The 14,707-nt window shown below is 63.6% G+C and carries 13 protein-coding genes; 6 read left to right on the top strand and 7 right to left on the bottom strand.

Annotation, left to right across the window (positions count from 1 at the left end; genetic code table 11):
* The first annotated feature begins 8 nt into the window (after positions 1-8).
* From OO258_RS16405 to mqo, 3 genes are all read left to right on the top strand, one after another.
* A complete protein-coding gene (locus OO258_RS16405) occupies positions 9-1,217 on the top strand; it encodes a hypothetical protein (protein WP_266031641.1) in 1,209 nt (402 codons plus the stop codon).
* A 286-nt stretch (positions 1,218-1,503) separates the two neighbouring features.
* The gene (locus OO258_RS16400) at positions 1,504-1,695 is read left to right on the top strand and encodes a YhfL family protein (RefSeq protein ID WP_003254720.1); all 192 of its coding nucleotides are present in this window, start codon (positions 1,504-1,506) and stop codon (positions 1,693-1,695) included.
* Positions 1,696-2,022: 327 nt separating this feature from the next.
* Complete coding sequence (gene mqo, locus OO258_RS16395; protein ID WP_110743782.1) at positions 2,023-3,660, top strand: malate dehydrogenase (quinone); 1,638 nt, start codon at positions 2,023-2,025, stop codon at positions 3,658-3,660.
* A gap of 114 nt (positions 3,661-3,774) precedes the next feature.
* Here the strand turns inward: mqo and OO258_RS16390 are convergent, their stop codons facing one another.
* Positions 3,775-4,110, bottom strand: coding sequence for an ArsR/SmtB family transcription factor (locus OO258_RS16390; protein WP_110743781.1), 336 nt, complete (start codon positions 4,108-4,110; stop codon positions 3,775-3,777).
* A 50-nt stretch (positions 4,111-4,160) separates the two neighbouring features.
* Here OO258_RS16390 and xenA point away from each other — a divergent pair, with 50 nt between their 5' ends.
* Positions 4,161-5,252, top strand: a complete 1,092-nt coding sequence (xenA, locus tag OO258_RS16385) for a xenobiotic reductase XenA (RefSeq protein WP_266031638.1) — start codon at positions 4,161-4,163, stop codon at positions 5,250-5,252.
* 121 nt (positions 5,253-5,373) lie between these two features.
* On the opposite strand, the gene OO258_RS16380 is transcribed toward xenA, so the two are convergent.
* The 5 genes from OO258_RS16380 to OO258_RS16360 all read right to left on the bottom strand — a co-directional run bounded on the left by OO258_RS16380 (position 5,374) and on the right by OO258_RS16360 (position 11,910).
* Positions 5,374-6,621, bottom strand: coding sequence for an NAD(P)/FAD-dependent oxidoreductase (locus OO258_RS16380; protein ID WP_266031636.1), 1,248 nt, complete (start codon positions 6,619-6,621; stop codon positions 5,374-5,376).
* Between the two features lie 2 nt (positions 6,622-6,623).
* Positions 6,624-8,201, bottom strand: a complete 1,578-nt coding sequence (locus OO258_RS16375) for an aldehyde dehydrogenase (NADP(+)) (RefSeq protein ID WP_266031634.1) — start codon at positions 8,199-8,201, stop codon at positions 6,624-6,626.
* A gap of 151 nt (positions 8,202-8,352) precedes the next feature.
* Positions 8,353-9,300 (bottom strand): dihydrodipicolinate synthase family protein, encoded by a 948-nt coding sequence (locus OO258_RS16370; protein WP_003254709.1) that lies wholly within the window; start codon positions 9,298-9,300, stop codon positions 8,353-8,355.
* A gap of 46 nt (positions 9,301-9,346) precedes the next feature.
* The gene (locus OO258_RS16365; protein ID WP_266031633.1) at positions 9,347-10,273 is read right to left on the bottom strand and encodes a 4-hydroxyproline epimerase; all 927 of its coding nucleotides are present in this window, start codon (positions 10,271-10,273) and stop codon (positions 9,347-9,349) included.
* 23 nt (positions 10,274-10,296) lie between these two features.
* Positions 10,297-11,910, bottom strand: coding sequence for an APC family permease (locus OO258_RS16360; RefSeq protein WP_014860701.1), 1,614 nt, complete (start codon positions 11,908-11,910; stop codon positions 10,297-10,299).
* A 377-nt stretch (positions 11,911-12,287) separates the two neighbouring features.
* On the opposite strand from OO258_RS16360, the gene OO258_RS16355 reads away from it, so the two are divergent.
* Positions 12,288-13,070, top strand: a complete 783-nt coding sequence (locus OO258_RS16355) for an AraC family transcriptional regulator (RefSeq protein ID WP_266031630.1) — start codon at positions 12,288-12,290, stop codon at positions 13,068-13,070.
* Here the strand turns inward: OO258_RS16355 and OO258_RS16350 are convergent.
* Complete coding sequence (locus tag OO258_RS16350; RefSeq protein ID WP_266031628.1) at positions 13,058-13,945, bottom strand: LysR family transcriptional regulator; 888 nt, start codon at positions 13,943-13,945, stop codon at positions 13,058-13,060. The genes OO258_RS16355 and OO258_RS16350 overlap by 13 nt on opposite strands.
* Positions 13,946-14,085: 140 nt before the next feature.
* Here OO258_RS16350 and moaB point away from each other — a divergent pair, with 140 nt between their 5' ends.
* Positions 14,086-14,625: a molybdenum cofactor biosynthesis protein B gene (gene moaB / locus OO258_RS16345; RefSeq protein WP_266031627.1), complete on the top strand. Its 540-nt coding sequence runs from the start codon at positions 14,086-14,088 to the stop codon at positions 14,623-14,625.
* Positions 14,626-14,707 lie beyond the last annotated feature (82 nt).

Raw genomic sequence — 14,707 nt, 5'->3', positions numbered from 1 at the left:
CAAACACCATGATCAAACAGATGAACAAGAAGCAGCTGCTGATTGGCGGTGTGGCCGCGGCGGTGCTGGTGCTCGGCGGTGGTTACGCAATGGTCGCCAGCTCGGGCAAGAAGGCTGCACTGGCCTACTATGACGAATTCAAGGAGCGCTACTTCCTCGAGGACGTGCTGTCCGAGGGCGATGTTTCCTATTCGGCATTCTCCGGCAACCTGACGGTGGACGACCCGGAAATCCGTGTGGCGGCGGCGCAGACCAATGGCGCCCAGCAGTTCATGCGCGGCCTGTCGGGCATGATGGAGTCGGTACAGGGTAGTTCGGCTACCGAGGGTCTGGCGGGTTGGGCCAAGTACCAGCTCAACGCCAGCCACAATGCGGCCGGGGTCTACCTGAAGGCCGACGCACTGAAGCTGGCTCACGACGGCGACAGCAAGGATGGCAGCATCCACATTCAGCTGCTGGGCATGCAAATGGCCAACCCGTTCGTTGCCAGCAAAGGCGCCGAGGTGGTGCTGGTTGCGGATGTCAGCGACGAAATCCAGCCGCGTGCCGAACTGACGGCCAATGGCCGCGCGACCCAGTCGGACTTTGACTGGGGTGCCAACATGGCGGTGCGCCAGCCGCTGACCGGCGCGTTCCTGGTCAGCAGCACCGGTGATTTCGGCACCACGGTCGACCTGGACTTCACCATCAAGCGCTCCAGCGATGGCGAAGGTTCGATGGCCTTTGTGGTAACCCACCGCAACGACGGCTCCAAGGTGGGCGAGATCGTCCGCAAGGCCGACTTCCAGTCGCTGCCAGAGCTGGATGATGTAGAAGCCCAGCTCAAGAGTGCCTTGAGCGCGATGCTGATTGGGGCATACAGCCCGTACTCCGGCCAGGCGGTGTTGGCTGAAGCGGTAAGCGGCTTTGCCCGTAAGGCCAAGGTCGAGAACTACTCGGTGAGCTACAGCGGCTTCAAACCGCTGAAAGAGGCTTTTGCCGACTACCAGCAGCAAGTCCCGAAAGCCAAGTTCGCCGCGTTCTGTGAAGAAGTTGGCTTGTCGTCATGGAGCAGCGATTTCGGCACCAAGGGCAAGAACCACAGCGACTCGGAATGTGCCATCGGCCAGAAGCTGGTCGAGGATGGCACGTTCGAAGAACAGTACACCTTCAAAGAAGGCAAGAGCCTGTTTGCGGCCTTGTTCGTGAGCAAGGCGTATCAGCTGGAAACCAATTGATGGCGTGATGGCTGTTTGAACAAGCCCCTGGTAACGGTGAGTTGCCAGGGGCTTTTTCAATCGCTGTTAGGTGGCGCTCTTCGCCGGTAAGAATCCGGCGGTGTTCTTCGATACGCCAGTCTTTAACACGTGTCTCGTGCTTGGGAAATTTCCTGCAACAGCAACGTGTTGTTGCACGCCTGCAACAAACTTGTGCTCCTCGCGACTTGGATCCAATGCTCAGGTTCTGTATGATCCCGCCGCCATCAGACGATGGCCGAAGATGATTCATTTAAAGGACTGAGTAATGAAAAAGCTGTTCAAGGCCACCGTAGCCGTTGCTGTCGTATCGGGTGTTGCCCTGCTGTCGGGTTGCACTGGCCAGGTCTACAACCAACCAAAAAACTGCACCTACGACTATCTGTTCCACCCTTCGGTTTCCATCTCCAAGATCATCGGTGGCTGCGGCCCGATCGATAAACTGCCTCAGCAGCAGTAATCTTGGCGGTACCCTGATCGCGACGCTTGCGGCGTGATCCAAGGCCCCCGGTCATGCATATGGCCGGGGGTTTTTGTTTTTGACGTGACAAACTGCCGCTGGGGCAACCGGTCGCCTTGACGCTCCGCCCTGCAATTTGTTTGTGCTGGCATTTCAGATACAATCGGAAAAACGATTCAGCCTCGTCGGTCAATTCGACGAAAGGCCGAGTCGTTTTCTGGTTCTCTGGCTGCTGAACAATGATCAATAACAAGACTGCGCTGAAGAACACGCTTTACCTGGGCCAGCCACAGGCCCTCCCTCTGTTCTTATGACTGGAATTGATCAATGTTCAAGAAAGCTGGCAAGACCTTGCTGGGTCTGGCTGTCGCTGCAAGCTTCATGCAAGCGCACGCCGCAGAAACCAAGAAAGTAGACGTGCTGCTGGTCGGCGGCGGCATCATGAGCTCGACCCTGGCCGTGTGGCTGCACGAGCTGGAGCCAAGCTGGTCGATGGAAATGGTCGAGCGCCTGGACGGCGTCGCCGAAGAAAGCTCCAACGGCTGGAACAACGCCGGTACCGGCCACTCGGCGCTGGCCGAGCTGAACTACACCCCGGAAGACAAAGACGGCAACGTCAACATCTCCAAGGCCATCGAAATCAACGAAGCCTTCCAGATTTCCCGCCAGTTCTGGTCGTGGCAGGTACGCCAGGGCGTGCTGAAGAACCCGCACTCGTTCATCAACACCACCCCGCACATGAGCTTCGTGTGGGGCGATGACAACATCAAGTTCCTCAAGAAGCGTTACGACGCGCTGCAGGCCAGCCCGCTGTTCCGTCCGATGCAGTACTCCGAGGACCACGCGCAGATCGCCAAGTGGGTCCCGTTGATGATGGAAGGCCGCGACCCGAACCAGAAGCTGGCCGTGACCTGGACGCCAATCGGTACCGACGTAAACTTTGGCGAGATCACCCGCCAGTTCGTTGGTCACCTGCAGACCCAGAAAGGCTTCGACCTGAAGCTGTCCAGCGAAGTGCAGGATATCAGCCGCAACAAGGACGGCTCCTGGCACGTCGAGTACAAGAACCTGAAGGACGGTACCGAGTCGGCCACCGACGCCAAGTTCCTGTTCATCGGTGCCGGCGGCGGCGCGCTGAAGCTGCTGCAGAAGTCGGGCATCCCGGAAGCCAAGGAATATGCAGGCTTCCCGGTGGGTGGCTCGTTCCTGGTGACCGAGAACCCGACCGTGGCCATGCAGCACATGGCCAAGGCCTACGGCATTGCCTCGACCGGTGCGCCACCCATGTCGGTACCGCACCTGGACACCCGCGTGCTGGACGGCAAGCGCGTCATCCTGTTTGGCCCGTTCGCTACCTTCTCGACCAAGTTCCTGAAGAACGGTTCTTACCTGGACCTGCTGAGCAGCACCACCACCCACAACGTGTGGCCGATGACCAAGGTGGGTATCGACCAGTATCCGCTGGTCGAGTACCTCGCTGGCCAGCTGATGCTGTCTGACGATGACCGCTTCGAAGCCCTGCGCACCTACTTCCCGAATGCCAAGAAGGAAGACTGGCGCCTGTGGCAGGCCGGCCAGCGTGTGCAGATCATCAAGCGTGATGCCGACAAGGGCGGCGTGCTGAAGCTGGGTACCGAAGTGGTGGCTTCCGAAGACCGCACCATCGCGGGTCTGCTGGGTGCCTCGCCAGGTGCTTCGACCGCTGCGCCGATCATGCTGAACGTGCTGGAAACCGTGTTCAAGGAGAAGGTCGCTACCCCGGAGTGGCAGGCCAAGATCAAGGAAATCGTACCGAGCTACGGCACCAAGCTGAACGACTCGGCAGCGGCCACCCAGAAAGAGTGGAACTACACCGCTGAAGTGCTGCAGCTGGAGAAGCCGCCAGTGATCGACGCCAGCGTTGACTTCGGTGGCGCCGCAAGCGAGCCGGTTGAAAGCAAGCCTGAGAACGACATGGCGCTGTAATCGGCCATTGTTGTGAAAGAAGCCACGGGGGTGACCTCGTGGCTTTTTTTTGCCTGTTCTGGCCGCTTCGGGGCGAACCCGCGCTCACAGGTTTACCCCAGCGCCGAGGCAACATCATCTCTGGCGCAGGATGCACTCCAGCAGACCAGGAAACCGCTGGTCCAGCATTTCGCTGCGCAGTGAATTCATATGGGTCGTCCCCACATTGTGGGTATGCACCAACCCCGCATCCCGCAGCACGCGGAAGTGGTGGGACATGCTCGACTTCGGCCGCCCCCCGTCCAGCTCGCCACAACTGGCTTCGGCGACACGGGCCAGATGGCGGACGATTTCCAGGCGCACGGGGTCGCTGAGCGCATAGAGCAGGCGTTCAAGGATCAGGTCTTCAGCGTTGGGATGTTTATAGGCTCGCATGGCCGACATGATAACGGGGGTTTCATTAATTGCCATAGTTCGATTATGATCGAACAACAGAATTCAAATGAACCCGGAGTTTTCCCATGTCCGCACTGTTCGAACCCTATACCCTCAAAGATGTCACCCTGCGTAACCGCATTGCCATTCCGCCAATGTGCCAGTACATGGCCGAAGACGGCATGATCAATGACTGGCACCATGTGCACCTGGCCGGCCTGGCCCGTGGCGGTGCCGGCCTGCTGGTGGTCGAGGCTACTGCCGTGGCACCAGAAGGGCGCATCACCCCCGGTTGCGCCGGTATCTGGAGCGATGCCCACGCCCAGGCGTTCGTACCGGTGGTGCAGGCCATCAAGGCCGCAGGTTCCGTGCCGGGTATCCAGATCGCCCACGCCGGGCGCAAGGCCAGCGCCAACCGCCCATGGGAAGGTGATGACCACATTGCCGCCGACGATGCGCGCGGCTGGGAGACCATCGCCCCGTCCGCCATCGCCTTCGGCGCGAACCTGCCGAAAGTGCCACGCGAAATGACGCTTGGCGACATCGCCCGGGTGAAGCAGGACTTCGTCGATGCCGCCCGCCGTGCGCGTGATGCCGGCTTCGAGTGGATCGAACTGCACTTTGCCCACGGCTACCTGGGCCAGAGCTTCTTCTCCGAGCACTCCAACAAGCGCACCGATGCCTACGGTGGCAGCTTCGACAACCGCAGCCGCTTCCTGTTGGAAACCTTGGCAGCAGTACGTGAAGTGTGGCCAGGGAACCTGCCGCTGACCGCACGGTTTGGCGTATTGGAATACGATGGCCGCGATGAGCAAACCCTGGAAGAGTCGATCGAACTGGCGCGCCGCTTCAAGGCCGGTGGCCTTGACCTGCTGAGCGTGAGTGTCGGCTTTACCATTCCCGAGACCAACATCCCGTGGGGCCCGGCGTTCATGGGGCCGATTGCCGAGCGTGTGCGCCGTGAGGCGAAGCTGCCGGTGACCTCGGCGTGGGGCTTTGGCACGCCGCAACTGGCGGAAGGGGCACTGCAAGCCAACCAGCTGGATCTGGTGTCCGTGGGGCGTGCACACCTGGCCGACCCGCACTGGGCGTACTTCGCCGCCAAGGAACTGGGGGTGGAGAAAGCCTCCTGGACGTTGCCGGCGCCTTATGCGCACTGGCTCGAGCGTTACCGCTGAGGCTTGGAGGGGCTGCCTTGCAGCCCATTCGCGGGCAAGCCCGCGCCCACAGACACCACAGGTTTCAGATACTGCACCCTCTCTGTGGGAGCGGGCTTGCCCGCGAAGGGGCCGGTAAAGGCTAAAACCGGTCCAGTCGGTATGCGCCCATTTCAGGCCCACCAGCCTGCCCAGCCAACCGCCCCACCGATTCCGCCGTCACCGCTGCCTGGGTCAACCCCAGGTGTTGATGCCCAAACGCCAACAGCACCCGCCCATCGCAGACCCTGTCGATCACCGGCAGCGAGTCCGGCAACGAAGGCCTGAAACCCATCCACGGTGTTGCTCCTTCGACGCTCAAGTCATGCCGGAACAACCCCTTGCTCAACCGGTGCAACTGCCACGCCCGCTGCATGCTCGGCGGTGCCTGCAGCCCGGCAAACTCCACTGTGCCAGCCAGGCGCAAACCTTCGGCCATGGGCGTCATGATGAATTTGCGCTCAAGCGAGGTGACTGCAAACGGCAGGCGCTGGTGCTCACCCGGCAACATCAGGTGGTAGCCGCGTTCTGTGTCCAGCGGCACCCGCTTGCCGGTCAGCGCGGCGGTCAGTTTCGCAGAGTGGGCACCACAGCTGACAAGCACCTGGCGGGCATTGAGCGTGCCTTGGTCGCTGGCAAGGCTCACGCCGGCACTGTGCAAATGCCCGCCATCGACCTGCGCCTGGACAAAGCGCACCCCATTGGCCTTGGCCGCTTCGAACAATTCGCACACCACCCGATAAGGGTCGATGAAGTGCCCCGTGCGCGGGAAGAACAGCCCGCCCAACAATGACGGGCTGAGTTGCGGCGCCGCTTCGCGCACGGTTTCGGCCGACCAGAAGTCCACCGGCACCGCCTGCTGTTGCATGCGTGTGCGCAACGCCTCCAGCGCCTGGCGTGACTCAGGCTTCTCGAACACCAGCAACGAACCATCCTCTTGAAACAATTCGCTGCGCCCGATCGAGCCCAACAGCCGTTGCCAGGCGCCCAGGCTGCCTTCGTTCAGCGTACGGATGCCAGCCACGCTGCGCTGGAACGGCGCCGGGCGCAGGTTGAGCAGCAGCCGGGTGAACCACGGCATGGCCTTGGGCAGGTATTTCCAGTCCAGGCGCAGCGGCCCCATGGGGTCGAGCAGCATGCGAGGCAGGCGCTTGAGGATCGACAGGTCGGCAATCGGGAACACTTGCTCGGTTGCCAGATGCCCGGCATTCCCGAAGGACGCACCAAGGCCGGGCGCCTGGCGGTCGACCAGGGTTACCCGACGGCCCTGGCGGGCCAGTTGCAAGGCGCAGGCGACGCCGACGATGCCTGCGCCGACCACGGCAATATCGGTTTCAGCGGTTTCGAGCATGCTCAGCCTTCCCGTTTACCGTCTAGCAGGCGCCGCAGCTGCAGCGGGTTGCCGTGTTTCAACGCCTGCGGCAGCAGCGCATCGGGGAAGTCCTGATAGCAAACCGGGCGCAGGAAACGCAGGATCGCCGCCGTGCCCACCGAGGTGGTGCGGGCATCCGAGGTGGCCGGGAACGGGCCGCCATGCACCATCGCATCGCAGACCTCGACACCGGTCGGCCAGCCATTGACCAGAATGCGTCCGGCCTTGCGCTCCAGGGTGGGTAGCAGGGCGCGGGCACTGTCGATGTCGGTTTCGTCCAGATGCAGGGTAGCGGTCAGTTGGCCTTCCAGGTGCTCGGCTACCTGTCGGATTTGTTCATCGCTGCTGCAAGCCACCACCAGCGAGGCTGCGCCAAACACCTCGCCTTGCAAGGCCGGGTCGCTGAGGAAGGCTTCGGCTTGGGTGATGAACAGTTGCGCCTGGCACTGGTTGGGGCCATTGCTGTCCTGGCCGCGTGCGACGGCCTGGGCGTTGGCGTTTTCGGCCAGCGTTGCGACACCGGCCTGATACGCACTGAAAATGCCTGGGGTGAGCATGGTTTGCGCGGTGGCCTGGCGCAGGTGGCTGCTGGCTGCACTGAGGAAACGCTGCAACGCCGGGCCTTGACGGGCGATGACCAGGCCGGGGTTGGTGCAGAACTGCCCGGCGCCCTGGGTCAGCGAGGCGACGAAGCCTTGTGCCAGCGCTTCGGCGCGGGCCTGCAGGGCTGCGTCGAACAGGAACACTGGGTTGATCGAGCTCATTTCGGCGTACACCGGGATCGGTTCCGGGCGTGCCTGGGCCGCCTGGCACAGCGCGATACCACCGCTGCGCGAGCCGGTAAACCCAACAGCCTTGATGCGCGGGTCGCTGACCAGCGCGATACCTGCTTCACGGCCAGAGCCGTACAGCAGCGAGAACACGCCGGCTGGCAAGCCGCACTGTTGCACCGCTCGCGCCACCGCCTGGCCGACCAGTTCACTGGTGCCGGGGTGGGCGCTGTGCGCCTTGACGACCACCGGGCAGCCGGCCGCCAGTGCCGAAGCCGTGTCACCGCCGGCCACCGAGAAGGCCAAGGGGAAATTGCTGGCGCCGAACACGGCGACCGGGCCCAGTGCGACCTGGCGCTGGCGCAGGTCGGCACGCGGCAACGGCTGGCGCTCGGGCAGGGCAGTGTCGACACGCACGTCCAGCCATTCGCCGGCCCGCACTACACGAGCGAAGGTGCGCAGCTGAGTGCAGGTGCGGCCACGCTCGCCCTGGATACGGGCCGCGGGCAGGCCGGTTTCGGCCACGGCGCGGTCGATCAGGGCATCGCCCAGGGCCTCGATCTGTGTGGCGATGGCTTCAAGGAACTCTGCTCGTTGATCGAGCGATGTTTCGCGGTAGGTGTCGAATGCCGCCCAGGCCAGGGCGCAGGCCTGGGCCACCTGGTCGCCGGTGCCGCCGAGGTAGGCCGGCTCCAACGTCTGACCGGTGGTTGGGTCGATGGCACGGATGGCGTCGCGGCTGCCGGTTACCGGCCTCTGGCCGATCAGCAGGTTGCCTGTGAGGGGCATGTAGCCTCCTTGGAAATCTAATGCAGATGCATGGGGGGATTACGACCCCTGTAGGAGCGGGTTCACCCGCGAACACCGGCGAAGCCGGTGCCATGCACCGGGTCGCCTGATTCGCGGGCACGCCCGCTCCCACAGGGAGAGCAGTGGCTGCTCAGGCGATGTTTTGCTCGGCCGACCAGCTGGCATACCAGCTGCGGAACAGCGCGTACTGCTGTTCGGCATAGTTGCGCTGAGCGTCGGTCAGTACGTCGGTCTCGTTGAAGTGCAGGCTGTACTCGGTGTCGCCGTTGAGCACCATCAAGTGCTTGTAATACAACACCAGGTCGCAGCCCTCGTCGAACGACGACAGTACCGCCAGCGCCGCTTCCAGCTCGCGCGCCAGGCGCCGGGCCCGGGCGTCGCCTTTGGCGGCCTGTTTGCTCAGGCTCACCAGTTGCAGCACTTCGCGCGGCAGCGCATTGCCGATGCCGGTGATGGCGCCGGTGGCGTTGCAGTTGACGAAGCCATGCACCACCTGGGTGTCGACACCGACCATCAGGGTGACATCGTCATCCTTGGAGGTGATGTGCTCGGCGGCATAGCGCAGGTCGGCGCCGCCGCCGAACTCCTTGAAACCGATCAGGTTGGGGAACGCGCTACGCAGTTCGAAGAACAGGTCGGCGCGGGTGGCAAAGCCGTAGTAGGGGCTGTTGTAGATCACCGCCGGCAGCTTCGGCGCGGCAGCCAGGATGGCCGAGAAGTGATGCTTCTGGGCGATCAGCGAGGCGCCGCGGCTGAGCACGCGAGGGATGACCATCAGGCCGGCGGCACCGACCTTGGCGGCGTGGGCGGCATGCGAAACCGCCTCACGGGTGTTTACCGCGCCCGTGCCGACGATGGTCGGAATGCCGGCGGCCACCAGGCGCGCCACGCCTTCCTGGCGCTCGGCCTCGGTCAGCAGTGGCCAGTCGCCCATCGAGCCGCAGTACACCACCGCGCTCATGCCGGCTTCGATCAGTTCGCGGCCCTTGCGCACCAAGGCGTCGAAGTCCGGCTTGCGCTCGGCGGTGCATGGGGTCATCAGGGCGGGCATGGTGCCGGTGAAAATGTTGTTGGTCATTGTTGTTACTCCTGGCGAAATTGGGTTTGGTCAAAAGGCCGGGGGCTCAGATGCCCCAGGCGAACGGGTCCTGTTCGTCGATCAGCAGGGTGCTGTCGGCGGTCATGTGGGCGCGGCCGGTGATGAACGGTCGAATACGCTCGCCGTCACGCTCGTAACGGCCGTGAAACTGGCTGCCGGTGATGCTGGCCTGCACCCAGGTCTGGCCTTCGGCGAGCGTGCCGTCGGCAGCCAGGCAGGCCAGCTTGGCGCTGGTGCCGGTGCCGCACGGTGAGCGGTCGTAGGCCTTGCCCGGGCACATCACGAAGTTGCGGCTGTCGGCGTTGGCGTCGTCGGCGAACAGCTCGACGTGGTCGATGGGCGCGCCGTTCTCGCCGGTGATGCCTTGGGCTTCGAGCGCCTTGAGCATGGCCCAGGTGTACTCGGTCAACAGCTCGCGGTTATCCAGCTCGATGCGCTGGCCGTGTTCGGCAACGAGGAAGAACCAGTTGCCGCCCCAGGCGATGTCGCCGTGCACTACGCCATGGCCGGGCACGTCCACCGCAACCTGTTGGCGGTAGCGGTAGGAGGGCACGTTGCCGATGGTGATGGCGCCGTCGTCGTGCAGGGTGGCGCTGACCTGGCCGACCGGGGTGTCGATCTTGTGCACACCCGGTGCGATCAGGCCCAGGTACTGCAACGAGGCGACCAGGCCGATGGTGCCGTGACCGCACATGTTCAGGTAGCCGGCGTTGTTGAAGAAGATCACGCCGCAGGTAGCGTCGGCCGATACCGGCGGGCAGTACAGCGCGCCAACCAGCACATCGTTGCCGCGTGGCTCCAGCAGGCAGGCACGGCGCCATGGGTCGTGCAGCTCGCGCAGTTCGTCGCGCTGTTCGGCCATGCTGCGGCCGTGCAGTTGCGGAAAGCCCTTCATCACCAGGCGGGTTGGTTCGCCGCCAGTGTGGGAGTCGATGACGTGAATCTGTTTCATGGGCTTGTCCCTTGCGTAAAAGATCAGGAAGCGACGGCAGCAGGGCGGCCGGTATAGGTTTCAGCGCAGGCTTCGCTTTCGTCCTCGCCTTCCAGGCGCACCAGGTGGGCAGGCACGCCAGTGGCCGCGCCCCAGTAGTAGATACCCAGCGCGCAGGCAGCCACGGCCACGGTGTCGAGTGGGTGGCCGATTACCCCCAGGCCGCCGAAACTGCCCAGCCACGACAGCAGGATGGTCAGCGCATAGAACCCGATCAGCCACGCCGACGAGCGAACTTGCTGGGCCAGCGAAAGGTGCTGGGTGGGTACGAAACGGCTGCACAGCAGGTACAGCACGAACATCACGATCTGCAGGGCCAGCAGCCACGACACGGTGTTCCAGCCCGACCAGTACACGATCAGCGCAGCGATGATGAACGACAGCGGGCCGAGCACGGCCATGCCCTTGACCCGGAACGGGCGCGGCATGTGTGGTGCATTGCGGCGCAGGGCGGCGACGCTGACCGGCGCTACCGCGTAGCTCAGTACCAGCGCTGCGGACACCACGTTGATCAGCGCTTCCCACGATGGGAACGGCAGGGTCCAGAACACCGACAGGCCAAATGTCAGCCACAGGGCCGGGCGCGGGATGCCGGACTCTGCATCGATGCGGGTGAAGTACTTGAAGAAGGTGCCGGTCTGCGCCCAGCCATAGATCACGCGCGGGGTGGCGTTCATGTAGATGTTGCCGCAGCCGCTTGGCGAGATCACTGCGTCGGCCACCACCAGGTAGGCGAGCCAGCCCACACCCAGCGCCAGGGCGATGTCACGGTAGGGCAGGGCCAGTTCCTTGGTCACGCTGGCCCAGCCGTTGGCCAGCATTTCGGTCGGCACGCTGCCGAGGAAGGCCAGTTGCAGCAAGGCGTAGATCGCAGTGGACAGCAACACCGAAAGAATCAGCGCAATCGGGATGGTGCGCTGCGGGTTCTTGACCTCGCTGGCCACCGAAATGATCGGCGTCAGGCCCAGGTAGGCGAAGATGATGCCGCCAGCGGATACGGCCATTTCCACGCCGGACAGGCCGAACGGGGCAAAGCCCTGGACCTCGAAGTTTTCTGGCTTGAAGAAAGTGAACAGCACGCCGATCACCAGCAGCGGCACGATGAACTTGAACACGCTGACCAGGTTGTTGGCTTTGGCGAAGGTTTTCACGCTGCGGTAGTTGAGGAAGAAGAACAGGCCCAGCAGGGCGAACTGCACCAGCCAGCCGAGCACGGTCGGGTCGCTGGAGCCGGCCTTGGTCAGCCCGGGGAACCAGGCGGCGGCGTATTGGCGCGAAGCGACCACTTCGATGGCGATCAGGCTGGAGAACGCGATCAGGGTGATGAAGCCCATCAGATAGCCGAGCAGCGGGCCGTGCGAGTACACCGGGTAGCGCACCACGCCACCGGCGCGGGGCAAGGCGGCGCCCAGTTCGCAGTAGACGATGCCCAGCAGCAGGACGGCAAAGCCGCCAAGGAACCAGGAGAGGATGCCAGCCGGGCCGGCGATGGCCGAGACATGGCTGGCGGCGAACAGCCAGCCCGAGCCGAAGATAGCGCCTAGGCCGATGAAGGTGAGGTCCAGCAGTGATAACTGTTTCTTGAATTTGCCTGACATGGGTTCGCCTTTTTGTTGGTTATTGGATAGGCAGGTCTGATGTCACGAGATGCGGCTTTTTGGGCCGCGCTCTTGTAGGACTTGGGCGGCTTGCGTGGGGCATAGAGTGAACCGGTCGGGGCGACGGTTCTTGATGGTTTTCTGCAAGGTGGATGACGAAATCGGCACAGTTGCAAAAAATGCTGGCGGTCAGGGTGGGCTGGTGGATAGGCTGTAGGCCACACCGCACAAGGCCTGTAGGAGTGTGTTGAGAGCGCCGGCCTCTTCGCGGGCATGCCCGCTCCCACAGGTACGGCGCAGAATTCGAAATGTGTGGAGGACCTGTGGGAGCGGGCGAGCCCGCGAAAGGGCCGGCCCAGCCAGCAGAGAACCGACAGATGACCGACACCCCCCTGGCAACCCTCTACCAGTCCTTCGACCAGCACCGCCCCGCCAGCCTCGAGGCCCTGCTCGCCGGTGTATCGCTGCTGCTGCCGATTCTCGACGCCATCCCCAACGCCGCAATCTTCATCAAGGACCCGGCCGCCCGCTACGTGCTGGCCAACACCACCTTGGTCCAGCGCTGCGGCCTCAAGCGCCTGCAACCGCTGCTGGGCAAGACCAGTGCCGAAGTGTTCCCGGCACAGCTGGGCCCCGGCTACACCGAGCAGGACCGCCGGGTGCTCAAGGAAGGGATGGTGCTGGAGGACCAACTGGAACTGCACCTGTACGGCAGCCGTGAACCCGGCTGGTGCCTGACCCACAAGCGCCCGCTGTACAACCAGGCGGGCGAGATCATCGGCCTGGTCGGTATTTCGGTCGACCTGCAGTCAGCTGCCGACAGCCACCCCGCCTATCAACGCCTGGCCGCGGTGGACGAGCACATCCGCCAGCATTTCCATCAGCCGATCAGCATGGGCGAGCTAACCCGCATCGCCGGTATTTCCGTGGCCCAGCTGGAGCGCTATTGCAAGCGGGTGTTCCACCTCACGCCCCGGCAGATGATCCACAAGGCACGCCTGGAGCACGCTCATCGCCTGCTGCATTCGGACCTGCCGATCACTAAAGTGGCGATGTGCTGCGGCTATACCGACCACAGCGCCTTCAGCCGCCAGTTCAAGCAGCTGACCGGCTTTACCCCGCGCCAGTACCGGCAGGCGACTGGCGGTCAGGTGGCCTGAAACAGCGCACGGGCTTCGGCAAAGCATTGCTCTGCAATTGCCGAACGCGGCTCGCTGCGGCGCAGCAGCAGACCGACCGGGCTGTGGATGGCGGCGTCGGCCACCGGCAAGATGCGCAGGTGCTCGCTGAGGTCTTCCAGGCCGCAGTCCAGCGGCATGATCGCGCAGCACAGGCCGGTATTGATGGCCTGGATCAGCTGGAAGGTCGAGTCGCTTTCCAGTACCGAATCGGGCTCAAGGCCACGGCTACGGAAGCTCAGGTCCAGCGACTGGCGGTAGTGCATGCCTTTGCTCAGCAGGCCTAGCGGAATAGTGCCCAGCTCGTCCCAGCGCAGGGTGTCGCTGGCAAACTGGAAGTGCCGGGTGTCGTGCAGCAGGCCCATGGTGGTGGTGCCCAGCTCGATCACTTCGAAGAAGCTGGTGTTGACCTGGTCCAGGTAGCAGATGCCCAGGTCGAGCTGGTTGCGGCTGAGGCCGTCGATCACCTGCTCCGAGCTCAGCGAGCTGAGCTGAAAGTGCAGCTCGGGGTATTTTTCGCGCAGCGGCAGCAGCAGGTGCATGGGGTTGAAACTGGCCAGCGGCACTGTGCCCAGGCGCAGGCTGCCGACCACCTGGCCACGGCAACTGGCAGCCTCGGCCTGCAGGCCGTCGTGGGCGGCGAGCAGGGTACGGGCCCAGGCCAGGATGCGCTCGCCGGCCTCGGTAAAGCCTTCGAAGCGCTGGCCGCGCTTGACCAGTACCAGGTCCAGTTCGTCTTCCAGGTTGCGCAGGCGCATGGACAGCGTCGGCTGGGTGATATGGCACAGCGCCGCCGCCTGGCCGAAGTGGCGGGTCTGGTCGAGGGCGATGAGGAATTTGAGCTGCTTGATGTCCATGGAAGTGCCTGGCGTCTGGTTATGCAGACCTTAACCCACGTCTGCGATAGATGTCATTGATCGCCCGGTACGCCATATCGATTGGACGCCTGCTGGCCATGCCTCTAGCGTGGCGACAATGCCATTGAAGGAGCCTTGCCGTGCGCGTCCAACCCGATGCGGTCTTCGTACCGCTTAACATCGCCGTGCTGACCGTCAGCGACACCCGCACCTACGACAATGACACCTCCGGCGAACTGCTGGCCCGCCGCTCGGTAGAGGTCGGCCACCGCCTGGCGGCGCGGGCGCTGCTCAGGGACGACCTGTACAAGATCCGCGCCCAGGTGGCTACCTGGATTGCCGATGAACAGGTGCAGGTGGTGCTGATCACTGGCGGCACCGGCTTTACCGGGCGTGACAGCACGCCAGAGGCGGTCGAGTGCCTGCTGGAGAAGCGTATCGATGGCTTCGGTGAGCTGTTCAGGGCGTTGTCGATTTTGGATATCGGCACCTCGACCGTGCAGAGCCGGGCCTTGGCCGGGTTGTCCAACCGCACGTTGGTGTGCTGCCTGCCGGGGTCCACCGGAGCCTGCCGCACGGCGTGGGAAGGGATTCTGGCGGAGCAACTGGATGCCCGCCATCGGCCGTGCAACTTCGTCAAACACCTGTTGCCGATCGAGGCCTGCGCAAGCCGGGGCTGAACTGGGTCCTGTACCGGCCCGTTCGCGGGTAAACCCGCTCCCACAGGATCACCACTGCCTTTGGACTTTGTGCAGTCCCTGT

This window comes from Pseudomonas sp. DCB_BI, assembly GCF_026240995.1.
Classification (GTDB): Bacteria; Pseudomonadota; Gammaproteobacteria; order Pseudomonadales; family Pseudomonadaceae; genus Aquipseudomonas.
This window is presented reverse-complemented; position numbering and strand designations above follow the sequence as displayed.